This window comes from Enterobacter cloacae complex sp. P43RS, from assembly GCF_014930585.1.
In the GTDB taxonomy this organism is placed as follows: Bacteria; Pseudomonadota; Gammaproteobacteria; order Enterobacterales; family Enterobacteriaceae; genus Enterobacter; species Enterobacter bugandensis.
This window is the reverse complement of sequence record NZ_JADBRJ010000001.1, coordinates 638,601-662,625: the sequence shown is the minus strand read 5'-3', so window position 1 is coordinate 662,625 and position 24,025 is coordinate 638,601. Positions and strand designations below refer to the sequence as shown.

The window sequence follows — 24,025 nt, the reverse complement described above, 5'->3', positions numbered from 1 at the left end:
CACTCCGGACTGACAGCAATGTCGTTCATCTTACTGGAGAGAAAACGGCAATAGCAATAAATAAGAATTGATAATCAACGATCTGCCCCCATTTATTGTATTCTGAAGCCATACATTCCTGGCTTCCGGGCAATGAAGGATGGCGATGAAGCGATTTAAGAACGAACTCAATTCACTGGTGAACCGCGGCGTTGATCGACATCTGCGTCTGGCCGTTACCGGCCTGAGCCGCAGCGGTAAGACGGCGTTCATCACCGCGATGGTAAACCAGTTGCTGAATCTGCACGCCGGCGCGCGACTGCCGTTGCTCAGCGCCGTGCGCGAAGAGCGTCTGCTGGGCGTTAAGCGCGTCCCTCAGCGTGATTTTGGCATACCGCGTTTTACCTACGACGAAGGGCTGACGCAGCTTTACGGCGATCCGCCCGCGTGGCCGACGCCAACGCGAGGCGTCAGTGAAATTCGCCTTGCGCTGCGCTTTCGTTCTAATGAATCGCTGATACGTCACTTTAAGGATACCTCAACCCTGTATCTGGAAATCGTCGATTATCCCGGCGAATGGCTGCTCGACCTGCCGATGCTGGCGCAGGACTACCTCAGCTGGTCCCGCCAGATGACGGGCTTGTTGCAAGGGCAACGCTCAGAGTGGTCAACGAAATGGCGACAGCTGTGCGAGGGCCTTGATCCGCTGGCGCCTGCGGACGAAAACCGTCTGGCGACCATTGCTGAAGCCTGGACGGACTATCTGCATCAGTGCAAACAGGAAGGGCTGCACTTCATCCAGCCGGGCCGTTTTGTCTTGCCGGGTGATTTAGCAGGCGCGCCCGCGCTGCAGTTCTTCCCGTGGCCGGATGTGGACGGCGCAGGCGAGTCGAAGCTGGCACAGACCGACAAACACACGAATGCCGGCATGCTGCGCGAGCGTTACAATTACTACTGCGAAAAGGTGGTCAAAGGTTTTTATAAAAACCACTTTTTACGTTTCGACCGCCAGATTGTGCTGGTGGATTGCCTGCAGCCGCTCAACAGCGGGCCGCAGGCATTTAACGATATGCGCCTCGCGCTGACGCAGCTGATGCAGAGTTTCCACTACGGGCAGCGGACGCTGTTTCGTCGTCTGTTCTCACCGGTGATCGACAAGCTGCTGTTTGCGGCCACGAAAGCCGATCACGTTACGGTCGATCAGCACGCCAACATGGTTTCTCTGCTGCAGCAGCTGGTGCAGGACGCCTGGCAAAACGCCGCGTTTGAAGGCATCAGTATGGATTGTCTTGGGCTCGCATCGGTGCAGGCGACCCAAAGCGGCCTGATTGACCTTAACGGCGAGAAAATACCAGCATTACGCGGGAATCGACTCAGTGACGGCGAGCCGCTTACCGTCTATCCCGGCGAAGTGCCCGCGCGGCTGCCGGGCCAGGCCTTCTGGCAGAGCCAGGGCTTCCAGTTTGAAGCCTTCCGCCCTCAGACCATGAGCGTCGATCGGCCGTTACCGCACATCCGTCTGGATGCGGCGCTGGAGTTTTTGATTGGAGATAAACTGCGATGACGGAACCCTTAAAACCGCGCATAGACTTTACCGGAACGCTTGAGCCCGAGCGTCAGGACGCCTTTAAAACGGCGCAGACGTTCAGCGGCGCGCAGGCGGAGAACTTCGCCCCGGCGCTGCCGGACGATCCCACCGTCGAAGACGGTCCGGCGGAGGCGGTCGTGGAAGCCGCTCTGCGTCCTAAACGCAGCCTGTGGCGCAAGATGGTCACCGCTGGTCTGGCGCTGTTTGGCGTCAGCGTGGTCGGGCAGGGCGTCCAGTGGGCGATGAACGCCTGGCAAACCCAGGACTGGGTTGCGCTGGGAGGATGTGCCGCGGGCGCGCTCATCGTGGGGGCGGGCGTCGGGTCGGTTGCCACCGAGTGGCGCCGCCTCTGGCGTTTGCGACAGCGCGCGCACGAGCGCGATGAAGCGCGGGATCTCCTCCACAGCCACGGCGCCGGCAAAGGCCGCGCCTTCTGTGAAAAACTGGCCAGCCAGGCCGGTATCGATCAGTCGCATCCGGCGCTCCAGCGCTGGTACGCCGCCATCCATGAAACCCAGAACGACCGGGAGGTGGTCACGCTCTATTCCCATATGGTTCAGCCGGTGCTGGATGCCCAGGCGCGGCGTGAGATTAGCCGCTCGGCGGCGGAATCCACGCTGATGATTGCCGTCAGCCCGCTGGCGCTGGTGGATATGGCCTTTATCGCCTGGCGTAACCTGCGCCTCATCAACCGTATCGCGAACCTTTACGGCATAGAGCTGGGTTATTACAGTCGGCTCAGGCTGTTCAAACTGGTCCTGCTCAATATCGCGTTTGCGGGCGCGAGCGAGCTGGTGCGCGAAGTAGGAATGGACTGGATGTCGCAGGATCTGGCGGCGCGTCTTTCAGCCCGTGCAGCCCAGGGCATTGGCGCGGGCTTGCTGACGGCGCGTTTGGGTATCAAAGCGATGGAGGTGTGCCGTCCGCTGCCGTGGATTGATGGCGATAAGCCGCGGCTGGGGGATTTCAGGCGTGAACTGATCGGTCAGCTGAAAGAAACGCTCAATAAAAAACCGTCTCCTTAAGGCGTTGTTCACTAATCGTGCTGGCTGTCAATATTTGTTGACAGCCATCTTCCGGTTCACCGAGTTCTGACATATCATTTTAACGTTATTGGCTTAAAACGGTGAATTTCCCATGCGTCTTGAAGTCTTCTGTGAAGACCGTCTCGGTCTTACCCGCGAATTACTCGATCTTCTTGTTTTACGTAGCATTGATTTACGTGGCATTGAGATCGATCCTGTCGGGCGAATTTACCTCAATTTTGCCGAAATTGAATTTAACACCTTCAGCAGCCTGATGGCGGAAATCCGCCGTATCGCTGGCGTTACGGATGTACGCACCATCCCCTGGATGCCCTCCGAACGTGAGCACCTCGCCCTGAGCGCGCTGCTTGAAGCGATGCCCGAACCGTTCCTCTCTTTGGATCTGAAAAGTAAAGTCGAGCGCGTTAACCATGCGAGCTGCCAGCTTTTCGCGCAGAGCCAGGAGAAGCTCAGCAGCCACCACGCCGCGCAGCTGATCCCCGGTTTTAACTTCCAGCGCTGGCTGGACAGCAACCCGCAGAATACGCACAGCGAGCATGTGGTGATTAACGGGCAGAATTTCCTGATGGAGATCACACCGGTCTATCTGAAAGGAGAAGGAAATAGTCGCGTATTGACCGGGGCGGTGATCATGCTGCGCTCGACGCTACGCATGGGGCGCCAGCTGCAAAACCTCTCCAGCCAGGACGTTGGCGCATTCAGCCAGATTATTGCCGTCAGCCCGAAAATGCGCCACGTGGTTGACCAGGCGCGCAAGCTTGCCAGCCTGACCGCGCCGCTGCTGATTACCGGCGATACCGGTACCGGGAAAGATCTGCTGGCGCACGCCGTGCACCTGGCAAGCCCGCGTGCGGCAAAACCGTATCTGGCGCTTAACTGCGCTTCAATTCCAGAAGATGCCGTCGAAAGCGAGCTGTTTGGACACGCGCCGGAAGGCAAGAAAGGGTTCTTCGAGCAGGCCAACGGCGGCTCCGTGCTGCTGGACGAGATCGGCGAAATGTCGCCGCGTATGCAGGCTAAACTGCTGCGTTTCCTGAACGACGGCACCTTCCGCCGCGTCGGTGAGGATCACGAAGTGCATGTGGACGTGCGCGTCATTTGTGCCACCCAGAAGAACTTGGTAGAACTGGTGCAAAAGGGGATTTTCCGCGAAGATCTCTATTACCGCCTCAACGTCCTGACGCTGAACATTCCACCGCTGCGCGATTGTCCGCAGGACATCATGCCGCTAACGGAGCTGTTTGTGGCCCGCTTTGCCGACGAGCAGGGCGTTCCACGTCCGAAACTGTCTGCAGATCTCGGCACGGTGTTAATGCGCTACGGCTGGCCGGGCAACATTCGTCAGCTTAAAAACGCCGTTTATCGCGCGCTGACCCAGCTGGAAGGGTATGAACTGCGCCCTCAGGACATTCTGTTGCCGGATTACGACGCCGGGACGGTATCGGTAGGCGAAGAAGCGATGGAAGGCTCGCTGGATGATATCACCAGCCGCTTCGAGCGCTCCGTGCTGACGCAGCTGTACCGCAGCTACCCCAGCACCCGCAAACTGGCAAAACGGCTTGGCGTCTCGCATACCGCGATTGCGAATAAGCTACGTGAGTATGGATTGAATCATAAGAAAGGTGACGAATAACAAAAAGCCTCTGTAAAGAGGCTTTTTTAATGCTTATTCCTTCGCCAGCGGCGTGGTCACGATCTCTGTTTTTGTCTCGCCCTGAATCGACGCAATCCTGCTTTCGACGTCCTTCACCTGCTGCGCGCTGTGTAGCAGGGTATAGGTCAGGTCAAATTGAGCGCTGGCGCCTGGTTGCAACTGCTTAACCCGCTTCTGCTCGCGTTCAATGGTGACGGGGTAGGCATAGCTGGTGCCTGGCTCAATCCCCGTGACATAGCCCTGTTTTGGCGTATCGGTATTTTTCCACAGGGTCAGCACGGACAGCTGGCGGGTATCAAACTGAATTGACGCGCCTTTGTCACCGGCTTTATTCACCACCGCCGCGAGGGTTTCATGGTTGCTGTCCGCAAGCGGTTTGATGTTAAAGACCATCTCATCAAAGCCTTTTGTCGGCCCGGCGTAGGTTTGCCAGTCGTTAACGCCCGCTTTCGCGTAATCATTGAACGGGCTCACGCTTGCCGCCGGGGCAAGGAAGCGCGCGCCTTCTTCGAGGACAGGCGCCCCGAAGTTGCTGTGGTAGATGATCTGATAGTCATGAGGGTAATCGGCATGGTTCGTCAGAACGTCATGCAGGCTGAACTGGTTGGTTCCTGGAACGTAACGCAGTTCGGTCATGGTTTGCAGATCCGCTTTTTTAAAGGTGCTTTCTTTGATGAGACCGCGAATACGAATTTCATGCGGGGCAGCATCCGCAATTTCTACCTCCACCTGGGATGCCGGTGTATTCCCCGCCTTGCCATGCAGGGTGTAAATCTGGCCATCAGCGGTGACCGGGTGCCCCGTCCATTCGTAGCCACAGCGGACCATCATCTCGTTGAAACCTTCCAGCCAGCCAAGTCCGTTTCGGCTTTCCAGATTGATATACGCCGGATTAACGACCTCTTTAACGGGGGAGTTCCAGCCCAGCCTGGTGCCAAAGCCCTCCACATGCAGAAGGTTCATCCCGCGCGTCGGGCTTAAGGTGATGGTCAGGCCGTTTTTACTGCTAATAACGATCACTTTACTACCTTCCTGCTTGCCGCCGTGCAACACTTTTTGCTCAATGCTGAACGTTCGATCGTTAATTTTCAGCTCATCGCTGGAAATCTTCCAGTTTCCTTTTTCCACGCTGCTTTCAGCGCTTGTCAGCACCCAGGTTTTTGCTGCGGCATGGCCCGAAACCAGTACCGAAAGGAGCGTTAAAGCCAGTTTTATTTTCATATTTATCCCTTTTTGCTGAAACGATTATTTAACTTCGTAAGCAAATCTAATGTTTTGGCGATAAGGGAAATGTGATGCGCCTCACTGAGGGTAAATTCAGGGTTGTTTAACGATCAATATGCGGATCTGATCGCTATTTTGGTGAATTCTTGAAACTGAATTGCGTTAATTTTGTGACGCAAGCTCATTATTGCTTTAACGATTCAGCGAGTAGTTAATAAAAAACCCCGCCATAGCGAGGTTTTGAAAAAGCGGTATAGAATGCTAAGTAATGATTATGCTTTCAGCTTTTCCAGCGCGGCGGTGTAATCCGGCTCGGTAGTGATTTCATTAACCAGTTCGCTGAAGACGACAGTGTCGTTTTCATCAAGAACCAGTACCGCGCGTGCTGCCAGGCCTTTCAGAGGGCCTTCGGCGATGCTGACGCCGTAGTTTTCGAGGAAATCCGGGCTACGTAGGGTGGAGAGGGTGATAACGTTGCTCAGGCCTTCAGCACCACAGAAGCGAGACTGGGCGAACGGCAGGTCAGCAGAAATGCACAGCACAACGGTGTTGTCCATTTCAGTTGCCAGCTGGTTGAACTTACGCACGGATGCGGCGCAAACACCGGTATCAATGCTCGGGAAAATGTTCAGCACTTTGCGTTTGCCCGCAAACTGAGCCAGTGTGACGTCAGACAGATCTTTAGCCACCAGAGTAAAAGCCTGCGCTTTGCTGCCAGCCTGCGGAATGGAACCTGCAACAGCAACCGGGTTGCCCTGGAAATGAACGAGTTGTGACATAGATATCTTCCTGTTTACATATAGTTAACGTCGGGGCTAGTGTATGCCATCCGCGGATAACACGGCAAACCAAATTTTTTCGCCTTTCCGGGCTGCAAGGAGTCAGTGATGAGAAGCGTTAAGGTCTATGAAGAAGCCTGGCCATTGCATACCCCGTTTGTGATCTCCCGCGGCAGCCGAAGCGAAGCCAGCGTGGTGGTCGTTGAAATCGAAGAGGACGGTTTTAAAGGCGTAGGCGAGTGTACGCCTTACCCGCGCTATGGTGAAAGCCTCGCGTCAGTGATGGCGCATATCATGACGCTGGTGCCAGACCTGCAAACCGGGCTCACGCGCGAGGCATTACAGCATCGTTTGCCCGCCGGGGCCGCACGTAACGCCATTGATAGTGCGCTCTGGAGTCTCGAGGCGGCGAAACAGCAGCAAACCCTGACAGCATTACTGGGCGTGGCGCTGCCGGAATCGGTGGCTACCGCGCAAACGGTAGTGATTGGCGAGCCGGAACAGATGGCCGCCAGCGCCAAAGCGCTTTATGACGCCGGGGCCCGGCTGCTGAAGGTGAAGCTCGACGATCGTCTGATTAGCGAGCGGATGGTCGCCATTCGCGCGGCGGTACCCTCAGCCACGCTGATTGTTGATGCCAATGAATCATGGCATCCAGAAGGGCTGGCCGCCCGCTGTCAGCTGCTGGCCGACCTGGGGGTGGCCATGCTGGAGCAGCCTCTGCCAGCAAAAGATGACGCGGCGCTGAAGAACTTTATCCATCCGTTGCCCGTTTGTGCGGATGAAAGCTGTCACACCCGCGCGAGCTTGAGCGAGCTGCAGGGCCGCTACGAGATGATTAATATTAAGCTCGACAAGACCGGCGGGCTGACAGAGGCGCTGGCCCTGGCGGCGGAAGCCCGGGCGCAAGGTTTTTCACTGATGCTGGGCTGCATGCTCTGTACATCCCGGGCAATCGGCGCGGCGCTACCGCTTGTCAATCAGGTCCGTTTCGCCGATCTGGACGGCCCGACGTGGCTGGCGGTTGACGTCTCTCCCGCGCTCCATTTTACCAGCGGCGTGCTTCATCTCTGAGGCTGCCAGCGTAAAAGATCCACCATGGCTTTTAAGTATTTTTCGCTGGCCTCGTCGGAGGAGATCGGCGGGAATTCAGCGGTTATGCAGGGCAGGCTCAAATCGGCGCACCAGCTACCGAACGAGCCTGGCGTTTCATAGCCCACGCTGGTCACGAGCGGCAGGGCGAAAGCGTCTGCCAGCCACGCGCCAAGCTCGGAGTGACGCGGATCTTCAATACAGGCCAGCGGATCGTGGAAGGAGACCACCCACGCGGGGTGGATCTTATGGATAAGCTGGCACAGCGCCTGGGTTTCCGGTTCTGAGCCCGGCTTATCTCCCGTTAGCAGAACCACATCACGCTCCTCGGCGGAGCTGTTCCAGCGATACACCGTTTCCCCGGCGCGCCAGTTTGCTGATGGAAAATTACGGTTTAAGTCAACGCCTCGCGCATTGGCGCGAAGACCCAGCTGGCAGCCGTCCGGGTTAACCGCCAGAATCACGTGATGACGTCGCAATGAAGGCGTCAGCGTCCGCAACGCGCAGGAAAGTGTCACGATGGAGGAGTTTTCATCCCCGTGCGTGCCGGCAAGAATCAAGCCGCTTTCGCGGTCTGCGTCGGGGGCGGGGAACCAGATCAGCGATGCGCCTAAAAAGGAGCGGCCATATTGCTCAGCGCCCGGCGGAAAGGCGCCGCGTTCCGCTCTCGGTCGGGTGGTTGCCATACGAAATCCTGATAAAGAAGTCACTACTGGCAGTGTTGTGCAAAACCCGCTGTTAATCAAATAGTTTCCGTAATGGCTAAGAATTGCCTTAAATCACTATTCAGGCGTAAGTTATTTGCATTTCTCTTTGTCGAAACAAATAATTACGCATCTGCTTAATACCTGAATTCATCAAAGGGGATCTTATGAAGCATCCTGTTTCGCGTCTTTTTGCCGCACTGTGCCTGTGCGGGCTCTCTTCACTTTCTTTCGCAGCTGACGTGCCGCAGGGCACTGCGCTGGCGCAAAAACAGGAGCTGGTCAGGCATATTAAAGACGAGCCGGCTTCGCTGGACCCGGCGAAAGCCGTGGGGTTGCCAGAGATTCAGGTGATTCGCGATCTCTTTGAAGGCCTGGTTAATCAGAATGAGAAAGGGGAGCTGACGCCGGGCGTGGCGACACGCTGGCAGAGCAACGATAACCGTGTCTGGATGTTTACCTTACGCGATGACGCGAAATGGTCCGACGGCTCCCCTGTCACCGCCCAGGATTTTGTCTACAGCTGGCAGCGTCTGGTTGACCCGAAAACCACCTCTCCGTTTGCCTGGTTTGCCGCGCTGGCGGGAATTAATAACGCGCAGGCCATTATTGACGGCAAAGCCGCGCCCGATACGCTGGGTGTGACGGCGGTGGACGCCAGAACGTTACGCGTTCAGCTGGACAAACCGCTGCCGTGGTTCAGCAACCTGACGGCGAACTTTGCTTTTTATCCAGTACAAAAAGCTAACGTCGAAAGCGGTAAAGAGTGGACGCGACCGGGCGCACTGGTGGGGAACGGGGCTTACGTTCTGAAGGACCGCGTGGTGAATGAAAAACTGGTTGTGGTGCCCAATACGCACTACTGGGACAATGCCAAAACGGTACTGCAGAAGGTGACCTTCGTGCCGATTAATCAGGAATCGTCGGCGACCAAACGCTACCTGGCAGGGGATATTGATATTACCGAATCGTTCCCAAAAAACATGTATCAGAAGCTCATGAAGGACATTCCGGGGCAGGTTTATACGCCGCCTCAGTTGGGAACGTATTACTATGCCTTTAACACCCAAAAAGGCCCGACGGCGGATGCACGGGTTCGTCTGGCGCTGAGTATGAGCATCGACCGTCGTATCATGGCAGAAAAGGTGTTAGGGACGGGGGAGAAGCCCGCCTGGCACTTCACCCCAGACGTGACGGCAGGGTTCACTCCGGACGCCTCGCCGTTTGAGCAGATGTCGCAGCAGGAGCTCAACGCCCAGGCCAAAACCTTGCTGCAGGCTGCAGGATACGGTCCTCAGCGCCCGCTGAAGCTGAACCTGCTGTATAACACTTCGGAAAACCATCAGAAAATCGCGATTGCGGTGGCCTCCATGTGGAAGAAAAATCTCGGTGTGGATGTCAAACTGCAAAACCAAGAGTGGAAAACCTACATTGATAGCCGTAACACCGGCAACTTTGATGTGATCCGCGCCTCATGGGTGGGCGATTACAACGAGCCATCAACGTTCCTGTCATTGCTGACCTCCACTCACAGCGGCAATATCTCCCGCTTTAATGACCCTGCCTACGATAAGATCGTCCAGCAGGCGACGCTGGAAACCACCGCGAAGGCGCGCAATGCGGACTACAACATGGCGGAGAAAATCCTTATGGAGAAGGCGCCCATCGCGCCAATTTATCAGTACACTAACGGTCGCCTGATTAAGCCCTGGGTGAAGGGCTACCCCATCAATAACCCGGAAGACGTGGCATATAGCCGGACGATATATATTGAAAAGCACTGATGCGTACTGAGCTCCTGCTAACGTCAGGCAACCCTCGCTAAACCCCGAGCTGGCGCGGCTTACCGCGCCAGTTTATCCTTCTGACCTTCTCCCGCCACAGCAGAAAGCATGACTTTTCTGACGGTATTGCTGACGTATTCAACGAAAAACGGTTGCGGTAAATTCCGCATAATACCGTCAGCCAGGTGTTTTATCGACGGTAAAGGCAAAGTCGATTGCCACGTTTAAACCAAAGGAACGGGCATTAAGCGAACGGGAGATCGGCGTGTTCTTTAACGCGCTGGCCCGTACCGGAGTTGCGCAGACGATTCAGATGTCAGTTAAATTTGTCCTTTTGACGTTACTGCGAAAGCGGGAGTTTCGTCTGGCTCGTTTGGAGTTGGGGGACTGGGAGGAGCAGACGCTTACGCTCCCGCCCTCTGTCATGAAAATGTCGCGACCACATCGGGTTTATCTCTCCCGGCAGGCAAAGGACATTCTGGTTGCGCTGAATAGTGTGTATGCGCATTCTGAGTACCTTCATCCAGGCCGTTTTAGTCCAAAACTCCCACTTTCCGACGCTGCGCTTAATGCCGCTATTCGTTCGGGGTTAAAGCAATAAGCGGAAGAAGGCGTGGAGTTTGAGTCCTTCTCTGTCCATGACTTGCGCCGGACAGCCAGCACGCTTTTGCACGAAGCAGGGTATAACTCTGACTGGATCGAAAAATGTCTGGCGCATGAGCAGCGAGGCGTTCGGGCGGTGTATAACAAGGCGGAATACGCAGAACAACGAGCATCAATGTTGCAGGACTGGGCGGATATGGTCGACAGGTGAATTGAGAAATTTAAATGAGTCAGGAATCCGGCAGCCGGTAAAAGCTTATTGTTGCTTAAAACAGTGAGCCTGATTTAACAGAATTTGGCAACAGATAACCAACTTCTGGAGATAATCATGCGTGCAGCACTCAGAAAAGAAAAATTGATAAAGTTAGTGCCTCTGTCTTTTTATGCCATTGATAAGCTGGAAAAAGACGGCGATTTCCCTAAACGTTTCTCACTGACGCCACGGGTTGTAGCCTGGAACCGGGATGAGGTGGAAGCCTGGCTGGACGCGCGTCAGCAGCACCCCGACTTAATTGCGCGTGATGAGGGTATGATGAAAGGTCTGGAAAAAACATGGGAGATACACAGGCAAAAGTTTGCAGCAAAACGTACTGTTTAAATCAACATGCAGTGATGTTTACGCCTGACGGATCAGCCTATTAATTAGATAAGACGATACGAAATGTTAGCACGGAAGGAACAAAACTGGCGCTCTATCCCGTTTGCTTTATGAGCAAATATTGGCATTGTTGGTGATGTGTGAATGTTTTTACATGTTGGGTTAAGATGAGTCGGATGAGATAGCTCATTGATTGAAAAGTGCGGCCACAGTGGTGCGAAGTTGCACTAAATAGCTGCGTCGAATAGTAGATCACTTTAAAGGTAACTCAGTCCGATTTTTGCGTTCTGATCAATCGCCAAACATCACAAATCACCAACCGGACTGAGCGATGCCGATCATAGTACCAATACCCCGTAAGCGAACCTGCAGGAAACTGATGAATGGTATCCAGCAAGTAAGTTCGGGAGAACTTACTATCCTTTTTCTGTCGACTATCTAACTGGATAGTTTATCTTCACAACAGTGTCTCAAATGAAAACAAAGCTTATTCACGATTGCACAAATAATCTTATATATACAACGGAAATTTATTATAGTGTGAAAAAATAATTTTCATGAATAAATCCTAAAAACTAGTACTGTCAGTGTCGATCAGCTTGATGTATCGCGGGTCTCTTTGTTACGATACCTTTAGCAGGGATTACGAACTTATTTCCATTAGATTAAATAATTATTCAAGGTATAAAAAATGAGAACTCATGTTGTTGAGGGTATGGTCAATACAATAGAAAAAATCGCTGAGGATGTTGGGCTTACCGAAGATGAATACATGCTAGCGTTAGCTTTTTCGATAGCGATATTGATGGAACACAAAGGTAGTAATCTGATGGATATAGATATAAATGAACTGACGCTGGTTGTCGGCTTGAGGAAAAATGGTGCAGGGAACCCACCAGTAAAAGAAGGCAATAGCTCAGTACATTAATTGTGCAAGCCTGTATCCCTGTTCCGAAAACTTTGACTCTGGGTGAGCTATTACTCACGGGGTCCTTGATGTGCGATGATTATTCGGATTAGCCTGCGTCTGATGAGCAAATTCATGACATGAATGGTAAAGATATTAATGTAAGACTTTCTACCCCTGTGGTCACGTATTAATATATATCAATAAAATGAATGCATTCAGATATAAAACTGCTGTTTTCAGCAGCGGTAGATATTTATTCCGCATTTTTGTAAATAAATAGTTAGTGTGTCGTGTTATTGGTTGGTGTGTAGTGTCGTTTGTTGTTTTGTTTTGGTGAAAAATGCTTAAAAAAATCCGATATAGGATATTTGCACTAATTTATTGATCTTAAGTGGTGTTTTGTTCTACCATCGGCTTTGTAAAGAAACGCCGTTATTTCCAGCAAACACTCCTCAAGGGAAGGGACCGCTATGGCCGATACGTTCCAGAACGAGGTGCCTAAGGCACGCATAAACCTTAAATTAAGCCTGCATACAGGAGGCTCGCAGAAAAAAGTCGAACTGCCGCTTAAACTCCTCACCGTCGGTGATTTCAGTAATGGCAAAGAGACCCGCCCATTATCTGAAAGAAAAAAAATTAACGTCAATAAAAACAACTTCAACAGTGTACTTTCGGAATTTAACCCGGAAGTAAATCTGAATGTTGAGAATACCCTCGCGGGAGATGGTTCCGAAGAAAATGTGAAACTGAGCTTCTCCGATATTAAAGACTTCGAACCTGAGCAGGTTGCCCGCCAGATCCCTCAGCTCCGCGCCATGCTGGCGATGCGTAATTTATTACGCGATCTCAAATCTAATCTCCTTGATAACGCCACTTTCAGAAAAGAACTTGAGAAAATTCTTAAAGACCCGGCGCTGTCCCGGGAATTACGCGACGAAATGAATGCACTGGCCCCGAAATAAGCGGCGTGCGTTATTTAATGGATTAACCGGGAATATGCTGATGTCTGTAAATACCGAAACCGCCTCCACTCAGGGGCAGACCACCGTACTGGAAAAAGAGGGCGTTTACGCCTCCCTGTTTGAAAAAATCAACCTGACCCCGGCCTCCAGTCTGGGTGATATTAACGCGTTTCTGGATGATGCGGCGCTCTCTGATGCCCCGGCAGGCGAGCGCCTGACGGCAGCGATGCAGGTGTTTATGGACTGCATCCGCAAATCCGGCGAGCCCGTGGAGAAGCTCGACAAGACGCTGATTGACCACCATATCGCGGAGCTGGATTTCCAGATTAGCCGTCAGCTGGATGCGGTAATGCACCACGAAGCGTTCCAGAAAGTTGAATCTCTCTGGCGTGGCCTGAAGCAGCTGGTGGACAGCACCGACTACCGCCAGAACGTGAAAACCGAAATTCTGGATGTCTCCAAAGACGACCTGCGCCAGGACTTTGAGGATGCACCGGAACTTATCCAGAGCGGCCTCTACTGGCACACCTATACCGCCGAATACGACACCCCGGGCGGCGAGCCGATTGGCTCGGTGATTTCTTCTTACGAATTTGACGCCAGCCCGCAGGACGTGGCGCTGCTGCGCAATATCTCGAAAGTGTCCGCCGCCGCGCATATGCCGTTTATCGGCTCCGTTGGCCCGGCGTTCTTCCTGAAAGACTCTATGGAAGAGGTTGCTGCGATTAAAGATATCGGTAAGCACGTGGAAAGCGTACGCGAGGCGCTGGATCGCGCGGGGTACGACGAGGCCAGCATCGGGCATATTTCCTACGCGCAGTGTGCGTTGCTTGATGAAGTGGTAATGAGCAGAAAGCCCGGTGAAAGCTCAGACGTTGAGGCTGGTCAGGCTGCCTGGCGAAAAGCGCCATTGCAGGCGCGTCATTTCGGATCCCTGTATGCAGGCGAAGCTCTCTGGGATCGTATCGCTGAAGTATTACGTCAGCCTGCGCCGAATATGGCCGTTCTGACCTGTTACCACCGGGTAATAGCACTGGGGTTCCGCGGGTTGTACAGCATGAGCTCAGTCAGCCAGTCTCAGCGGGAAGAGGTGATCAAAGCCCTTGCTGAGCGGGTATCCGGAGGAGGGGGTTGCGGTGGCAGAGCGTCTGCCGGGGCGCACTGCTGATGCGGTGAAATTAAAGGCCTGCGATATGGGTATCCGTTACCAGGGGGGCGAAAGTGCCGGGCAGCGGATATGGAGTGAGGAAGAGCGGGTGCTCCTTGCCAGAAATGACCATCTGTTGTTTCCGGACCTGCTGAAACTGTTCCCGCACCGGAGCCGTTTGTCAGTAAAAAAAGCGCGGGAGCGGTTGAAAAAAAAGAAAATAGCAGGTCAGCGCATGTCGCGCTGAATCTGGTTTTAACAGAGAGTGAAAACTAACAGGGACGACAGCGTGTCAGCCAGAGAACGTTTTTTCAGGAAAGTGCAGCAGAACAGCGACAGTACCCCGCCGCCCAGTCACAAATCAGCGGAGGCGGAAATACGGCCTTTTGCCAGCGGATGGATGTGCTGGCGCAGCAGATTTGTGGGTGGTTTGAAGGGAGCGGGATTGAAGTCATCACCGCGACAAAGCACATCCACGACCTGAGCACCATTGGTTACAGCCTCAGCAGTGGCATATGCCGGTATGACATCACCACCATCCGTCTGGTGAAGGGAGACCGCAGCGTCAGTATCATGCCGGAGCAACTCTGCCGTGGGCCGGAGACGGGCTGTGTGACAATGCGGGTTGCTGCGCCCGGCATCAGCCAGGCGTTTTACCTGAGCATGGCGCCGGAAGAGGGATGGTTTATCCGGCGTGAGCACCAGGGTGCAAAAGAGAATGCCGTCATGACGGAAGATCATTTTTTCCGGGCAGTTGACAGTTTGGCCTGAATATTCCGGACGGGAACGCCTGTAGGGAATTAATTTGGGATGATAGATATGATTTTTTTGCCAGGTCACAGCCCTGGTGTCTTCTGAGTGGAAGCATTTTCAAGATCAAGATGAAGAATGGGGTTATCCGCGATCCGCGCAGATCCCGTTATTTCAGCTGTTGCGGTGTTGCTCAACAGGTAGCCCTGGAGAATTCTCGTGCTTCCCGAACTTTTGATAGTTCAGTTCCAGATATTGAACCGTCCACGCCGCGCAGGAGAAGTTTGAGTTTCTGAAAGTCTTTTTGCGTCTGTGCCCTTTTTCGCCCGCATCGCCGCGGGTTTCTTTGTGGTACTGCTTAAAAATGTCCGGTGACACCAGAAACAGCTTACCATCCACAAGGTGCGCCAGTGAACGAGATGCATTCAGTGTTAGCGAGCGGGTGGCGCTCCCGGCTTTGTGCCAGGCGAAAAAGATATTTTGCAGATAAGAAAAAACCATTATCAGACATGGTGTTACAGTACGAGTACATAACCGGGCATGAACGGGCTGAATGTCAGGTCAGCACAGCTAAACCAGAGCTGGCGCGGCCGACAGCGCCAGTTTTCATTAGCGTCCTGAAAAGAGATGTCCTCAAATGACGGTTTTTAGCCATGACGCTATATCCTGGGTCGGCAGGTTATTCTGTACATTCCAGGTATCTTTCATCGGCCACCATACACCGTCTCCCCTGGCGAAGGCCGTGCGATAGCCTGTCATCGTATCATCCGGTTTCAAACGCAGCTCACCCAGTAACGCAGAGAGGGGTAATACGTCTTTTGTGAACGTTTGGCCGGTCACACGTTCAACGGTTTCTGCCAGTTTTCCGTATGAGGTTGTTTCACCTGCGACAAATATCACTTCATTTACGATCCGCGGCTGATGCAAATAAATTTCGGTGGTGAGTCGGCCAATATCCGCAGGTGATGTCACGGTGACCTGTGTGTCCCATCCTCCGAGCGCATGGATGGTTTTTTCGGATAAATTCACCACATCAAATGCCGGTTCGAAGAGAAAACTGGTAAACATGCCGGTTGAAACAATCACCCATTCCGTCGCGTTCTGTTCCCGCAGTAGCGTCCTGACATCATACTGCTCGTCCCAGACGGGCTGACCGCTCCCTTTGCCTACCACATCGTAATTCACGCCAAACTGCCAGGGAAAATAGCGTTTAACGCCAGCCTCCAGTACCGCGCGAGTAATCTTTATCTGTGTTCCCGCGCCAGCGACAAACCCCATGCAGTTGATAACAGTATCAAAATCCGCGAAGTGGTTTTTTAACGCGTCAATCGTGCTGGCAGCGACATCGACAGAGATAAATTTGGCCCCTGTATCAGCCAGTTTTTGATGCGTTTCGGACAGAAGCTTACCCCGGCTGTCCCTGGAGCCGGGCGATACGATAACGGAGACAGCGCCGTCGCGCTGCGTGACTGCCGGAACCAGATACTCCAGCACGGCAGCGCCCAATTGTCCTGCACCAAGCACTAATACTTTTTCGCCTGTCGTGATATCACGTTCTTTCATACTGAGCCTCTCTTTGTTAAATCGCTTGATTAATTCAACTTGAGCAAGGTTATGTCAGATGGCTGCATTCGATAAGACGACAAGCATAAGTTAGACTGTTCGTAAAAATGGGATAATCGATCTTTTCAGGCGCGGTGGGAATATGGATAAACTGGAATCAATGCGGGTATACGTTTGTGTGGTCGAGACCCATAGCTTCGCCAGGGCGGCAGAAGTGTTGGGGCTACCGCGCTCTACCGTATCGCGGGTCGTTAAGGAGCTGGAAACATATCTGGGCATTCAGCTTTTACAACGCACCACCCGGAAACTCAGCGTGACCGCAGAAGGCCGACGTTACTATGACGAGAGCAAACGGCTGCTGACGGATATTGCGACAATGGAGTCTTCCTTTCCCGGCAGATCCGCGCAGCCAAGAGGCCGTTTTAAAGTCGGGATGCCGCAGTCTCTCGCCCGACATTGCATTCTTCCCAGTCTCCCGGAATTTCTCCGCCAGTATCCCGAGCTGGAGCTGATACTCTGTTCCAGCGATAACGTGGAGGACATTATTCAGGAAGGGTATGATTGCGTGATCCGCACCGGGAGGATAGAAGATTCAACGACGCTGGTCGCGCGCCCTCTGGCGAACTTCAGATGGGTTGTTTTGGCTTCTCCGGGCTATATAGCCGCCTGTGGTAAACCGGAAAATCTCGACCAACTGGAAAAGCATTACGCAGTCGGCTACCTGAACCACCGCACCGGGCGTACCATTGACTGGTTTTTTACGCGTGATGACGGCGATTGTGCAATCCGCATGAAAGAGACGCTGATCGTCGATGACACCGACGCCTATATCCAGGCCGGAATTCAAGGGCTCGGATTAATTCGCGTGGCCAGCTATCTGGCTGAGCCGTATCTGAAGAGCGGGGCGTTGGTTCGCTGTATGGAGGACGTCTCTTTCGATTTACCGCTTTCGCTTGTCTATCCACAAAACCGCTTTCTCCCGCCTTCGGTACGCGCCTTTTATGACTGGAGCAGAGCGGTGCTACACCAACATGGTGACTGACGGGCGAAAACCCTGATTTTGCTTAATAGTCGGAAATAAAAAAAGCCCGTCAGAGAACGGGCGAAATAAGCAAATGATTTAGTGATTCGTTATCAACATTGTTGGAGGATAACGCCGCGTATCTTACGTGGCTGAGGGCAATGCAGATACCTGACAAATTCGGTAGGTGAAACAATAAATTAAACGTGCACTACAGTGCGTCAAAAGTGGGGTAGAGACTGTTTTCCAGATATTCAACGAAAAACCAAATCTCACCGCTGAAAATAAACCATAAGCCAAATATAATAAGCAATAAAATAATTAAGGTGAGTATTATTTCTGTCTTTCCCATTGTTGCCACAACCCACCCGTCGTTAATTTACTTAAGCTGGGCATTGTAGCGGGGCTTTTCACGATACTCCAGTTTCATGCCGCAAGGACTTTATTACGCCCATCGTTTTTGGCGCGATAGAGCGCATCGTCGACACGTTTAAACAGCGCGTCAATACTCTCTTCCGGGTCATGCCGAGCCACGCCAATACTGACGGTAAAGCGTGGTAAGCCTGGGAGGGTAATATGGGCGACCGCCGCACGGACGGATTCGGCAATCTTCAGCGCCGTTTCGAGAGACGTACGCGGCAACAGGATGACAAACTCTTCACCGCCCCAGCGGAACACCAGGTCATCTTGTCTGCTGCAGGCTTCCAGCGTTCGGGAGAGGGCGATGAGCACCTCATCACCCTTCAGGTGACCAAAGAGGTCATTGATGTTTTTAAAATGATCGGTATCCACCAGCAGCAGGCTAAATTGCTGCTGGGCGGAGAGGTGGCTCAGGTTGGTTTGGTCGATAACGTTATAAAACTGACGTCGGTTGAGTAACCCCGTCATCGAGTCACGTAATGCAGCATTTTCCAACTCCTGCTCAAGCCTCTTTTGCTCAGTAATATCATGGATTATGCACAGCATCAGTTTGTCGCCGTAGATCTCAATGGGCCCCGCGTAGGTCTGGACGTGGCGGGTGGTGCCATCGGCAAGGCGATGAATAAAATTAAGCGGCTTATGTCCGCCGGGCAGCGCAGCGATCTCCGTCATGATGGGCATGACGCCTCTGCCAAGCGTGTTAATTTCCCAGGTGTGCTTCCGGCACATCTCATCATGTGAATAACCGTAAAAGCTGAGCGCGGCCAGGTTTGCATCGACAATTTGCCCGTCACGGGCAGGATCGATTAGCAACATTGGTGCGCTGTTGGTCAGGAAAAAGCGGGCGTAAAACCCCTGTTTTTTGCGTTGATAGGTTGCGGAACGGCTGGCTTTCAGGCCTGAGGGGGTGTGCGAAGAGATTCCTTCGAAAACGATAACATCACCATCCGGCGTGACGTGGGTGAGGGAGAGGCGACAGCTTATCGGTACGTCCTGCCCGCCCCGGCTAACTGTCCAGATCTCGACAATATCGTGATCGTTCTTCAGTTCGGGAACATACATCGACAGTACGGTTTGCGCACTTGCAGAACAGGAACCTTTACGCAGGTCATTCAGCGTTTTATTACCCGTTAGCTGTATTGCGGCCACATTTGCAAAAATAATCTGTTCCGAAACTGGAGAAATGAGCCACACGGGCGTTTTAATTGCATTAAGCGCATCAAAACTATTTTGCGACATAGTATTTTCCTGTTCATCGGCACGATACGCTGGTAATCATGGCAGAACTGACCCGCATGTACTCCCTTGAAACATACTCTACTCAATCCCGTCAGGCATGATTTTTTTGTGAAATAAATTCGGGGTCCGTTTGAATTTTACTTATGGGTATAATTTGTTTGTCTGAGTTTTTTTGTAGCAGCAGCCACGGAACCTGTTCAGCGGGCAAGGGGCGGGAGAAAAGGTAGCCCTGGAGATAGTCACAGCCGAGGCTGGTCAGTATTGCCTGCTGTTCGTCCGTTTCAATCCCCTCGGCAACGACAGTCATCTCCATGGTGCGGGCAATATTAATAATGGTTTCCACCAGCTTGCGGCTTTTTTCATTTCCCAGCATAGAGGACACAAAGCTCTTGTCGATTTTAAGCTCTTTTGCCGGAAGAACGCTCAGCATCAGCAGGTTGGAATAGCCCGTGCCAAAATCATCAATAGAGACGGTGATCCCCGCATGATTAAAGGCGTTGAGCAGCTCGATGCTGCGGTCGAGGTTTTTTAGCGCGGTACTCTCCGTGACCTCCAGGATCAGCCTTGAGGGCGACAGATTATATTTATCCAGCATGGACGACACGATGTGAAAGATATCCGGCTGTTCGAACTGAATAGGGGATAAATTGAGCGATAACGTCCACTGGCTGAAACCTTGTTCAGTCCAGAAATGAAGCTGCCGACACGCGGCTTCAATAGCCCAGTTGCCAACCGGAATAATCAAACCCGTTTGTTCCAGAGTGGGTAAAAACAGACCTGGCAGCAAAACGCCTTGCTCCGGATGCCGCCAGCGCAGAAGAGCCTCAAAACCGTGGATCGTCTTATCTTTAGCATGCCAGGTTGGCTGATACCACAGTTCAAACCGATCGCTTTCCAGCGCCTGATAAAGTTCCTGCAGAAAACCCGGCTGCGCCGGAACCGCCGTTGACATCTCAGGGCGGTAAAACGCCCAGCCGTTACGACCTTCTTGCTTAACGTGGTGTAAGGCGGCATCCGCCTTAAACTTCAGTTCATGCAGCGTTTCGCCATCCTGAGGATAAAGGCTTACACCCGCGCTGAGGGTGGTACTCAGCGTATGTCCGCAAAGGGATAGCGGACGGCGCATATCCGCGAGCAGCGTCGTGAGCAGGGTAGTGAGCTTTTCTTCGTCGTATTCGGGAACCAGCAGGATAAAGGCATCCCCACCCAGCCTGGCCAGCGTCATCTCACGGGTAAGTAGGGCGGTGATGCGCTGGGCAATGGTAATTAATAACTCATCACCGACGCTGTGACCCCAGGTATCATTCACGCGTCTGAAGCGATCGACATTCAGAAAAATCACGGCAAATTGTTTGTTACTCAACAAGGCGCTGTGCAGACAATCCTGCATTCGGATATCCATCTGCTGGCGGTTTGCGAGGCCGGTGAGAGCGTCAAAGCGAACCTGTAGCTCAAGCTGACGGTTGAGTTGGCGCAAATTATCCGTCAGCCGGCTGGTCCGCCAGTGCGAATCGATAAGCGAAATAATTAACATCATGCCGAGCAGGGCGAGCGTGGTGACGGAAACCCAGATGGATAACCCCAGCTCGCTGACCCCGCCGGGGAGCGTATGCGCCATCTCATGGAAATGCGCGGCGCTCATGCCCGTATAGTGCATCGCGCAAATGGCGGCGCCCATGACTAACGCGGCGAGAATGCGAGTCACAAAGACCCCTTTGTGCTTATCTCTAAGGCGAAAAGCCAGCCACAGCGCCACACCGGAGGCGACCACGGCAATCATCACGGACACACCCACAATTCGCCGATCCCAGAGGATGCTTCCTTCCAGCATCAACGCGGCCATGCCGATATAGTGCATAGCGACCACGCCAGCGCTGAGGATAACCGTGGCGAAGAACAGCCGAAAGGGAGAGAGGTGTTTGCCCGTAACGGCAATATTTATTGCTATCGTGGAGGCAACGATAGCCACGCCGAGAGACGCAAGGGTTAGCCATAGGTCATAGCTCATCATCATCGGCATTTGCATCGACAGCATACCGATGAAGTGCATTGACCAGATCCCGATGCCCAGCGTGATCCCGCCGGCAATGCGCCAGAACAGAGCCGCTTTACGGCTGGAAAGGGGAATTTTCCCGGCGCTGTCCAGGGCCACAAAGGAGGCGATAAACGCCACCAGATAAGAGACAGCGATCAACACAGGGTCCCACGATATATTGAGCATTATGCAATCCCACGCCTGAGAGGGTTACCGATTTTGCCGGCCGGCACGTCTTTATCTGGCAACGAACATGCGCATTCAAACCATATTAGTTATTTATCGTGGAAAATAGCCACTTATATAAAAGGTCAAACTTACCCGAAATATAAAATATATTCTTTATGTTAATGCATTGAGTACTGCTAAACATAGTCGATAGATTGTAGCAAAGCGTCTTAAATATGTGTGCATATGGACCGTTTTACCGCAGATAATGGTATCGCTTCAGGAGGCTTTGGACCAGCAATACAGCATATGGGGTATGACATTTCTACTAAAACACCTTTTTTATCTGACTTAAGTTAAATACAGGGTGGGTAACGGCGAAACGAGAAACCAGCGTATTATGTGAGGACAAACGCAAAAGTGAATGCTATAAATCTAAATGCCGACCAAAATATAAGTTGTGGGTAAAATCATGCTAAGAAATATTAGTGTCAGGACCTTCATTGCCTGGTTCCTGCTGTGCCTGTTTTTAGTGAATGCAGGCATCGTTGTTCTATTTTCCAGCAATCTTCCTCTTTTCGTTTCGATTAATCTGGTCAATTTCGTTGGATTATTTTTGCTCTGGAGTTATATGACGAAGTTTCTTGTGACGCCGATCAATACTGTGAAAAAAAGTATTGAAGAAGTGACCGCAGGCAACTTAGGCGTCTCTATCCCCGAGTTTGGCAATAACTGCGCGGGGCGATTAATTCCCGGGATTAATACTCTTTCCAGCAACATCGCTACGCTGGTGCGTGAGATCAGGGCATCATCACAAAACGCCATGGCCTTGTCGGATCAGCTCTCTTCCCGCAGTGCCCAGCTCTCGGTGAAAACAGAGCAGCAGTCTGCGTCTCTGGTGCAAACTGCGGCAAGCATGGAGCAGATGGCGGCAAGTACCCGAAACAATGCCGATAATACCCGGCTGGCGAGCGAGCAGGCGAATGCCGCGACGTTGCAGGCGCGCAAGGGCGGAGATCTGATGGAACAGGTTGCCAGCAATATGCAATCCATTACCGAGTGCGCGCAGCAGATGACGGAAATTATCTCCCTGATCGACGGGATTGCATTCCAGACGAATATTCTGGCGCTTAACGCGGCCGTCGAGGCCGCGCGGGCGGGCGATCACGGGAAAGGGTTCTCCGTGGTCGCAGAGGAAGTCCGAAACCTGGCTCACCGCAGCGCTGAGGCGGCGAAAAACATCAAAACGCTGATTGACGTTACCAGCAGTAATGTCACCCAGGGTGCCAGCGTTGTGTCGGAAGCGGAGAAGAATATGCGTGACATCGTGACCGGCTCCGGCAACGTCAGCCGGTTAATGGACGAAATTTCTACCTCAACCGCAGAGCAGGAGAAGGGCATTTCCCAGATCACGCTGGCGCTGTCCGAACTGGAGCGGGTCACGCAAAGCAACGTGGCGATGGCGGAGGAGCTCAACGGTTCCTCTGATGTGCTGCGTAATCAGGTGATCGAACTGCAGACGCGGACCCGAAATTTCAGGCTGGACCAGGGGCACCCCCCGTCACCCGTAGCCAGCCCTGTCTCGTTTCATCCGCGCCCCGAGCACTCTCATTGACAGCTTCCCGAAGCCTGGCATGCCAGGCTTTTTTATTCTCAAAATATAGCGTGTACAATTCCTGAGCGATTTCAGGGCGATGCGAAACATAGTTGTTGCTTAACCCCTGATGGAAGCTAGACTGACATCGAAAGAGCCAAACAGGGGAGGCGCTGTGGAGAGCATTAAAGGATCCGAACTTAACGTTCCTGACGCAGTTTTTGCGTGGGTGCTGGACGGTCGCGGCGGTGCCCGACCGCTGGAAGATGATGATGTCATTGATAAAGAGCATCCCTGCTGGCTACATCTGAACTATACCCACCCGGACAGTGCTGACTGGCTGGCCTCGACTCCGCTGCTGCCTAACAACGTACGTGATGCGCTGGCGGGGGAAAGCCTGCGGCCTCGCGTAAGCAGGATGGGTGACGGGACGCTTATCACCCTGCGCTGTATAAACGGCAGCACGGATGAACGTCCCGATCAGCTGGTTGCGATGCGCGTTTATATGGACGATGGGCTGATTGTTTCCACTCGTCAGCGTAAGGTTCTGGCGCTGGATGACATTGTGAACGACCTCAAAGAGGGGACCGGACCGGTTGACTGCGGCAGCTGGCTGGTGGACGTCTGTGACGCCCTGACCGATCATGCGAGCGAATTTATTGAAGAGCTGCACGATAAAATCATCGACCTGGAAGATAATCTGCTCGATCAGCAGATCCCGCCGCGCGGCTTTCTGGCGCTATTGCGCAAGCAGCTGATCGTGATGCGTCGGTATATGACGCCACAACGGGATGTGTATGCCCGTCTGGCCAGTGAAAGACTCAACTGGATGAATGACGATCAGCGCCGCCGGATGCAGGACATTGCTGACAGGCTGGGCCGCGGTCTGGATGAGATCGATTCTTGTATTGCCCGAACGGCGGTGATGGCGGATGAAATCGCGCAGGTGATGCAGGAGTCGCTGGCGAGAAGAACCTACACGATGTCCCTGATGGCGATGGTCTTTTTACCCAGCACATTTCTGACAGGGCTTTTTGGCGTCAATCTGGGCGGTATACCCGGCGGCGAATATCGGTACGGCTTCACCGCGTTTTGCGTCATGTTAGTTGTTTTGATTGGTGGTGTTGCATGGTGGTTGCATCGTAGTAAATGGCTGTAAATTTAC

22 protein-coding genes and 1 pseudogene are annotated in these 24,025 nt (G+C 53.0%); 15 read left to right on the top strand and 8 right to left on the bottom strand.

Annotation, left to right across the window (positions count from 1 at the left end):
- The first annotated feature begins 145 nt into the window (after positions 1 to 145).
- The 3 genes from IM294_RS03170 (at position 146) to tyrR (ending at position 4,246) form a co-directional block, all read left to right on the top strand.
- Positions 146 to 1,543 (top strand): YcjX family protein, encoded by a 1,398-nt coding sequence (locus IM294_RS03170; protein ID WP_126818516.1) that lies wholly within the window; start codon positions 146 to 148, stop codon positions 1,541 to 1,543.
- Positions 1,540 to 2,592: a YcjF family protein gene (locus IM294_RS03165; RefSeq protein WP_126818515.1), complete on the top strand. Its 1,053-nt coding sequence runs from the start codon at positions 1,540 to 1,542 to the stop codon at positions 2,590 to 2,592. The genes IM294_RS03170 and IM294_RS03165 overlap by 4 nt, the downstream gene beginning before the upstream one ends.
- 112 nt (positions 2,593 to 2,704) lie before the next feature.
- Complete coding sequence (tyrR, locus tag IM294_RS03160) at positions 2,705 to 4,246, top strand: transcriptional regulator TyrR (RefSeq protein WP_028013361.1); 1,542 nt, start codon at positions 2,705 to 2,707, stop codon at positions 4,244 to 4,246.
- Positions 4,247 to 4,279: 33 nt separating this feature from the next.
- Here the strand turns inward: tyrR and IM294_RS03155 are convergent, their stop codons facing one another.
- Together IM294_RS03155 and tpx are read right to left on the bottom strand one after the other, a co-directional pair.
- A complete protein-coding gene (locus tag IM294_RS03155; RefSeq protein ID WP_126818514.1) occupies positions 4,280 to 5,488 on the bottom strand; it encodes an aldose 1-epimerase family protein in 1,209 nt (402 codons plus the stop codon).
- A 275-nt stretch (positions 5,489 to 5,763) separates the two neighbouring features.
- Positions 5,764 to 6,270, bottom strand: a complete 507-nt coding sequence (gene tpx / locus IM294_RS03150; RefSeq protein WP_041909703.1) for a thiol peroxidase — start codon at positions 6,268 to 6,270, stop codon at positions 5,764 to 5,766.
- A gap of 108 nt (positions 6,271 to 6,378) precedes the next feature.
- Between tpx and ycjG the strand changes: the two genes are divergently transcribed.
- Complete coding sequence (gene ycjG / locus IM294_RS03145; protein WP_063154339.1) at positions 6,379 to 7,344, top strand: L-Ala-D/L-Glu epimerase; 966 nt, start codon at positions 6,379 to 6,381, stop codon at positions 7,342 to 7,344.
- Here the strand turns inward: ycjG and mpaA are convergent.
- A complete protein-coding gene (gene mpaA / locus IM294_RS03140; protein WP_028013357.1) occupies positions 7,335 to 8,048 on the bottom strand; it encodes a murein tripeptide amidase MpaA in 714 nt (237 codons plus the stop codon). The two genes, ycjG and mpaA, sit on opposite strands and share 10 nt — an antisense overlap.
- 185 nt (positions 8,049 to 8,233) lie before the next feature.
- Between mpaA and IM294_RS03135 the strand changes: the two genes are divergently transcribed.
- The 8 genes and pseudogenes from IM294_RS03135 to IM294_RS03100 all read left to right on the top strand — a co-directional run bounded on the left by IM294_RS03135 (position 8,234) and on the right by IM294_RS03100 (position 14,841).
- Positions 8,234 to 9,850 carry an ABC transporter substrate-binding protein gene (locus tag IM294_RS03135; protein WP_047368679.1) on the top strand — a complete coding sequence of 539 codons (1,617 nt, stop codon included), beginning with the start codon at positions 8,234 to 8,236 and terminating at the stop codon, positions 9,848 to 9,850.
- Between the two features lie 613 nt (positions 9,851 to 10,463).
- Complete coding sequence (locus IM294_RS22040) at positions 10,464 to 10,664, top strand: hypothetical protein (RefSeq protein WP_227015495.1); 201 nt, start codon at positions 10,464 to 10,466, stop codon at positions 10,662 to 10,664.
- A gap of 117 nt (positions 10,665 to 10,781) precedes the next feature.
- On the top strand, positions 10,782 to 11,051 hold the full coding sequence (locus IM294_RS03125; protein WP_126818512.1) for an AlpA family transcriptional regulator: 270 nt from the start codon (positions 10,782 to 10,784) through the stop codon (positions 11,049 to 11,051).
- A 691-nt stretch (positions 11,052 to 11,742) separates the two neighbouring features.
- Positions 11,743 to 11,979, top strand: coding sequence for a hypothetical protein (locus IM294_RS03120; protein WP_126818511.1), 237 nt, complete (start codon positions 11,743 to 11,745; stop codon positions 11,977 to 11,979).
- Between the two features lie 452 nt (positions 11,980 to 12,431).
- Positions 12,432 to 12,923, top strand: a complete 492-nt coding sequence (tssB, locus tag IM294_RS03115) for a type VI secretion system contractile sheath small subunit (protein ID WP_126818510.1) — start codon at positions 12,432 to 12,434, stop codon at positions 12,921 to 12,923.
- 34 nt (positions 12,924 to 12,957) lie between these two features.
- Positions 12,958 to 14,091 carry a DotU/TssL family secretion system protein gene (locus IM294_RS22210; RefSeq protein WP_227015494.1) on the top strand — a complete coding sequence of 378 codons (1,134 nt, stop codon included), beginning with the start codon at positions 12,958 to 12,960 and terminating at the stop codon, positions 14,089 to 14,091.
- Complete coding sequence (locus tag IM294_RS03105) at positions 14,060 to 14,317, top strand: hypothetical protein (protein WP_193360300.1); 258 nt, start codon at positions 14,060 to 14,062, stop codon at positions 14,315 to 14,317. Before IM294_RS22210 ends, IM294_RS03105 begins: the two co-directional genes overlap by 32 nt.
- Before the next feature lie 42 nt (positions 14,318 to 14,359).
- Positions 14,360 to 14,841, top strand: a pseudogene (locus tag IM294_RS03100) (hypothetical protein).
- 153 nt (positions 14,842 to 14,994) lie between these two features.
- Here the strand turns inward: IM294_RS03100 and IM294_RS03095 are convergent.
- On the bottom strand, positions 14,995 to 15,321 hold the full coding sequence (locus IM294_RS03095) for a conjugal transfer nickase/helicase domain-containing protein (RefSeq protein WP_126818151.1): 327 nt from the start codon (positions 15,319 to 15,321) through the stop codon (positions 14,995 to 14,997).
- 132 nt (positions 15,322 to 15,453) lie between these two features.
- Complete coding sequence (locus tag IM294_RS03090; RefSeq protein WP_126818150.1) at positions 15,454 to 16,383, bottom strand: aromatic alcohol reductase; 930 nt, start codon at positions 16,381 to 16,383, stop codon at positions 15,454 to 15,456.
- A 142-nt stretch (positions 16,384 to 16,525) separates the two neighbouring features.
- Between IM294_RS03090 and IM294_RS03085 the strand changes: the two genes are divergently transcribed.
- The gene (locus IM294_RS03085; RefSeq protein WP_126818149.1) at positions 16,526 to 17,425 is read left to right on the top strand and encodes a LysR family transcriptional regulator; all 900 of its coding nucleotides are present in this window, start codon (positions 16,526 to 16,528) and stop codon (positions 17,423 to 17,425) included.
- Between the two features lie 190 nt (positions 17,426 to 17,615).
- Here IM294_RS03085 and IM294_RS03080 read toward each other — a convergent pair whose 3' ends face one another.
- From IM294_RS03080 to IM294_RS03070, 3 genes are all read right to left on the bottom strand, one after another.
- Positions 17,616 to 17,756 carry an Ecr family regulatory small membrane protein gene (locus IM294_RS03080; protein ID WP_032644880.1) on the bottom strand — a complete coding sequence of 47 codons (141 nt, stop codon included), beginning with the start codon at positions 17,754 to 17,756 and terminating at the stop codon, positions 17,616 to 17,618.
- A gap of 74 nt (positions 17,757 to 17,830) precedes the next feature.
- Positions 17,831 to 19,063, bottom strand: a complete 1,233-nt coding sequence (locus IM294_RS03075; protein WP_126818148.1) for a sensor domain-containing diguanylate cyclase — start codon at positions 19,061 to 19,063, stop codon at positions 17,831 to 17,833.
- Positions 19,064 to 19,154: 91 nt separating this feature from the next.
- Positions 19,155 to 21,284: a bifunctional diguanylate cyclase/phosphodiesterase gene (locus IM294_RS03070; RefSeq protein ID WP_126818147.1), complete on the bottom strand. Its 2,130-nt coding sequence runs from the start codon at positions 21,282 to 21,284 to the stop codon at positions 19,155 to 19,157.
- A gap of 454 nt (positions 21,285 to 21,738) precedes the next feature.
- On the opposite strand from IM294_RS03070, the gene IM294_RS03065 reads away from it, so the two are divergent.
- Positions 21,739 to 22,881: a methyl-accepting chemotaxis protein gene (locus IM294_RS03065; RefSeq protein ID WP_126818146.1), complete on the top strand. Its 1,143-nt coding sequence runs from the start codon at positions 21,739 to 21,741 to the stop codon at positions 22,879 to 22,881.
- Positions 22,882 to 23,035: 154 nt separating this feature from the next.
- On the top strand, positions 23,036 to 24,019 hold the full coding sequence (gene zntB, locus IM294_RS03060; protein WP_028013350.1) for a zinc transporter ZntB: 984 nt from the start codon (positions 23,036 to 23,038) through the stop codon (positions 24,017 to 24,019).
- Positions 24,020 to 24,025 lie beyond the last annotated feature (6 nt).

Excerpts from the sequence above, each read along its gene's own strand:
- IM294_RS03170 (WP_126818516.1), top strand. The coding sequence starts at position 146 with ATGAAGCGATTTAAGAACGAACTCAATTCACTGGTGAACCGCGGCGTT.
- IM294_RS03165 (WP_126818515.1), top strand. The coding sequence starts at position 1,540 with ATGACGGAACCCTTAAAACCGCGCATAGACTTTACCGGAACGCTTGAG.
- tyrR (WP_028013361.1), top strand. The coding sequence starts at position 2,705 with ATGCGTCTTGAAGTCTTCTGTGAAGACCGTCTCGGTCTTACCCGCGAA.
- IM294_RS03155 (WP_126818514.1), bottom strand. The coding sequence starts at position 5,488 with ATGAAAATAAAACTGGCTTTAACGCTCCTTTCGGTACTGGTTTCGGGC.
- tpx (WP_041909703.1), bottom strand. The coding sequence starts at position 6,270 with ATGTCACAACTCGTTCATTTCCAGGGCAACCCGGTTGCTGTTGCAGGT.
- ycjG (WP_063154339.1), top strand. The coding sequence starts at position 6,379 with ATGAGAAGCGTTAAGGTCTATGAAGAAGCCTGGCCATTGCATACCCCG.
- mpaA (WP_028013357.1), bottom strand. The coding sequence starts at position 8,048 with ATGGCAACCACCCGACCGAGAGCGGAACGCGGCGCCTTTCCGCCGGGC.
- IM294_RS03135 (WP_047368679.1), top strand. The coding sequence starts at position 8,234 with ATGAAGCATCCTGTTTCGCGTCTTTTTGCCGCACTGTGCCTGTGCGGG.
- IM294_RS03125 (WP_126818512.1), top strand. The coding sequence starts at position 10,782 with ATGCGTGCAGCACTCAGAAAAGAAAAATTGATAAAGTTAGTGCCTCTG.
- IM294_RS03120 (WP_126818511.1), top strand. The coding sequence starts at position 11,743 with ATGAGAACTCATGTTGTTGAGGGTATGGTCAATACAATAGAAAAAATC.
- tssB (WP_126818510.1), top strand. The coding sequence starts at position 12,432 with ATGGCCGATACGTTCCAGAACGAGGTGCCTAAGGCACGCATAAACCTT.
- IM294_RS22210 (WP_227015494.1), top strand. The coding sequence starts at position 12,958 with ATGCTGATGTCTGTAAATACCGAAACCGCCTCCACTCAGGGGCAGACC.
- IM294_RS03095 (WP_126818151.1), bottom strand. The coding sequence starts at position 15,321 with ATGGTTTTTTCTTATCTGCAAAATATCTTTTTCGCCTGGCACAAAGCC.
- IM294_RS03090 (WP_126818150.1), bottom strand. The coding sequence starts at position 16,383 with ATGAAAGAACGTGATATCACGACAGGCGAAAAAGTATTAGTGCTTGGT.
- IM294_RS03085 (WP_126818149.1), top strand. The coding sequence starts at position 16,526 with ATGGATAAACTGGAATCAATGCGGGTATACGTTTGTGTGGTCGAGACC.
- IM294_RS03080 (WP_032644880.1), bottom strand. The coding sequence starts at position 17,756 with ATGGGAAAGACAGAAATAATACTCACCTTAATTATTTTATTGCTTATT.
- IM294_RS03075 (WP_126818148.1), bottom strand. The coding sequence starts at position 19,063 with ATGTCGCAAAATAGTTTTGATGCGCTTAATGCAATTAAAACGCCCGTG.
- IM294_RS03070 (WP_126818147.1), bottom strand. The coding sequence starts at position 21,284 with ATGCTCAATATATCGTGGGACCCTGTGTTGATCGCTGTCTCTTATCTG.
- IM294_RS03065 (WP_126818146.1), top strand. The coding sequence starts at position 21,739 with ATGCTAAGAAATATTAGTGTCAGGACCTTCATTGCCTGGTTCCTGCTG.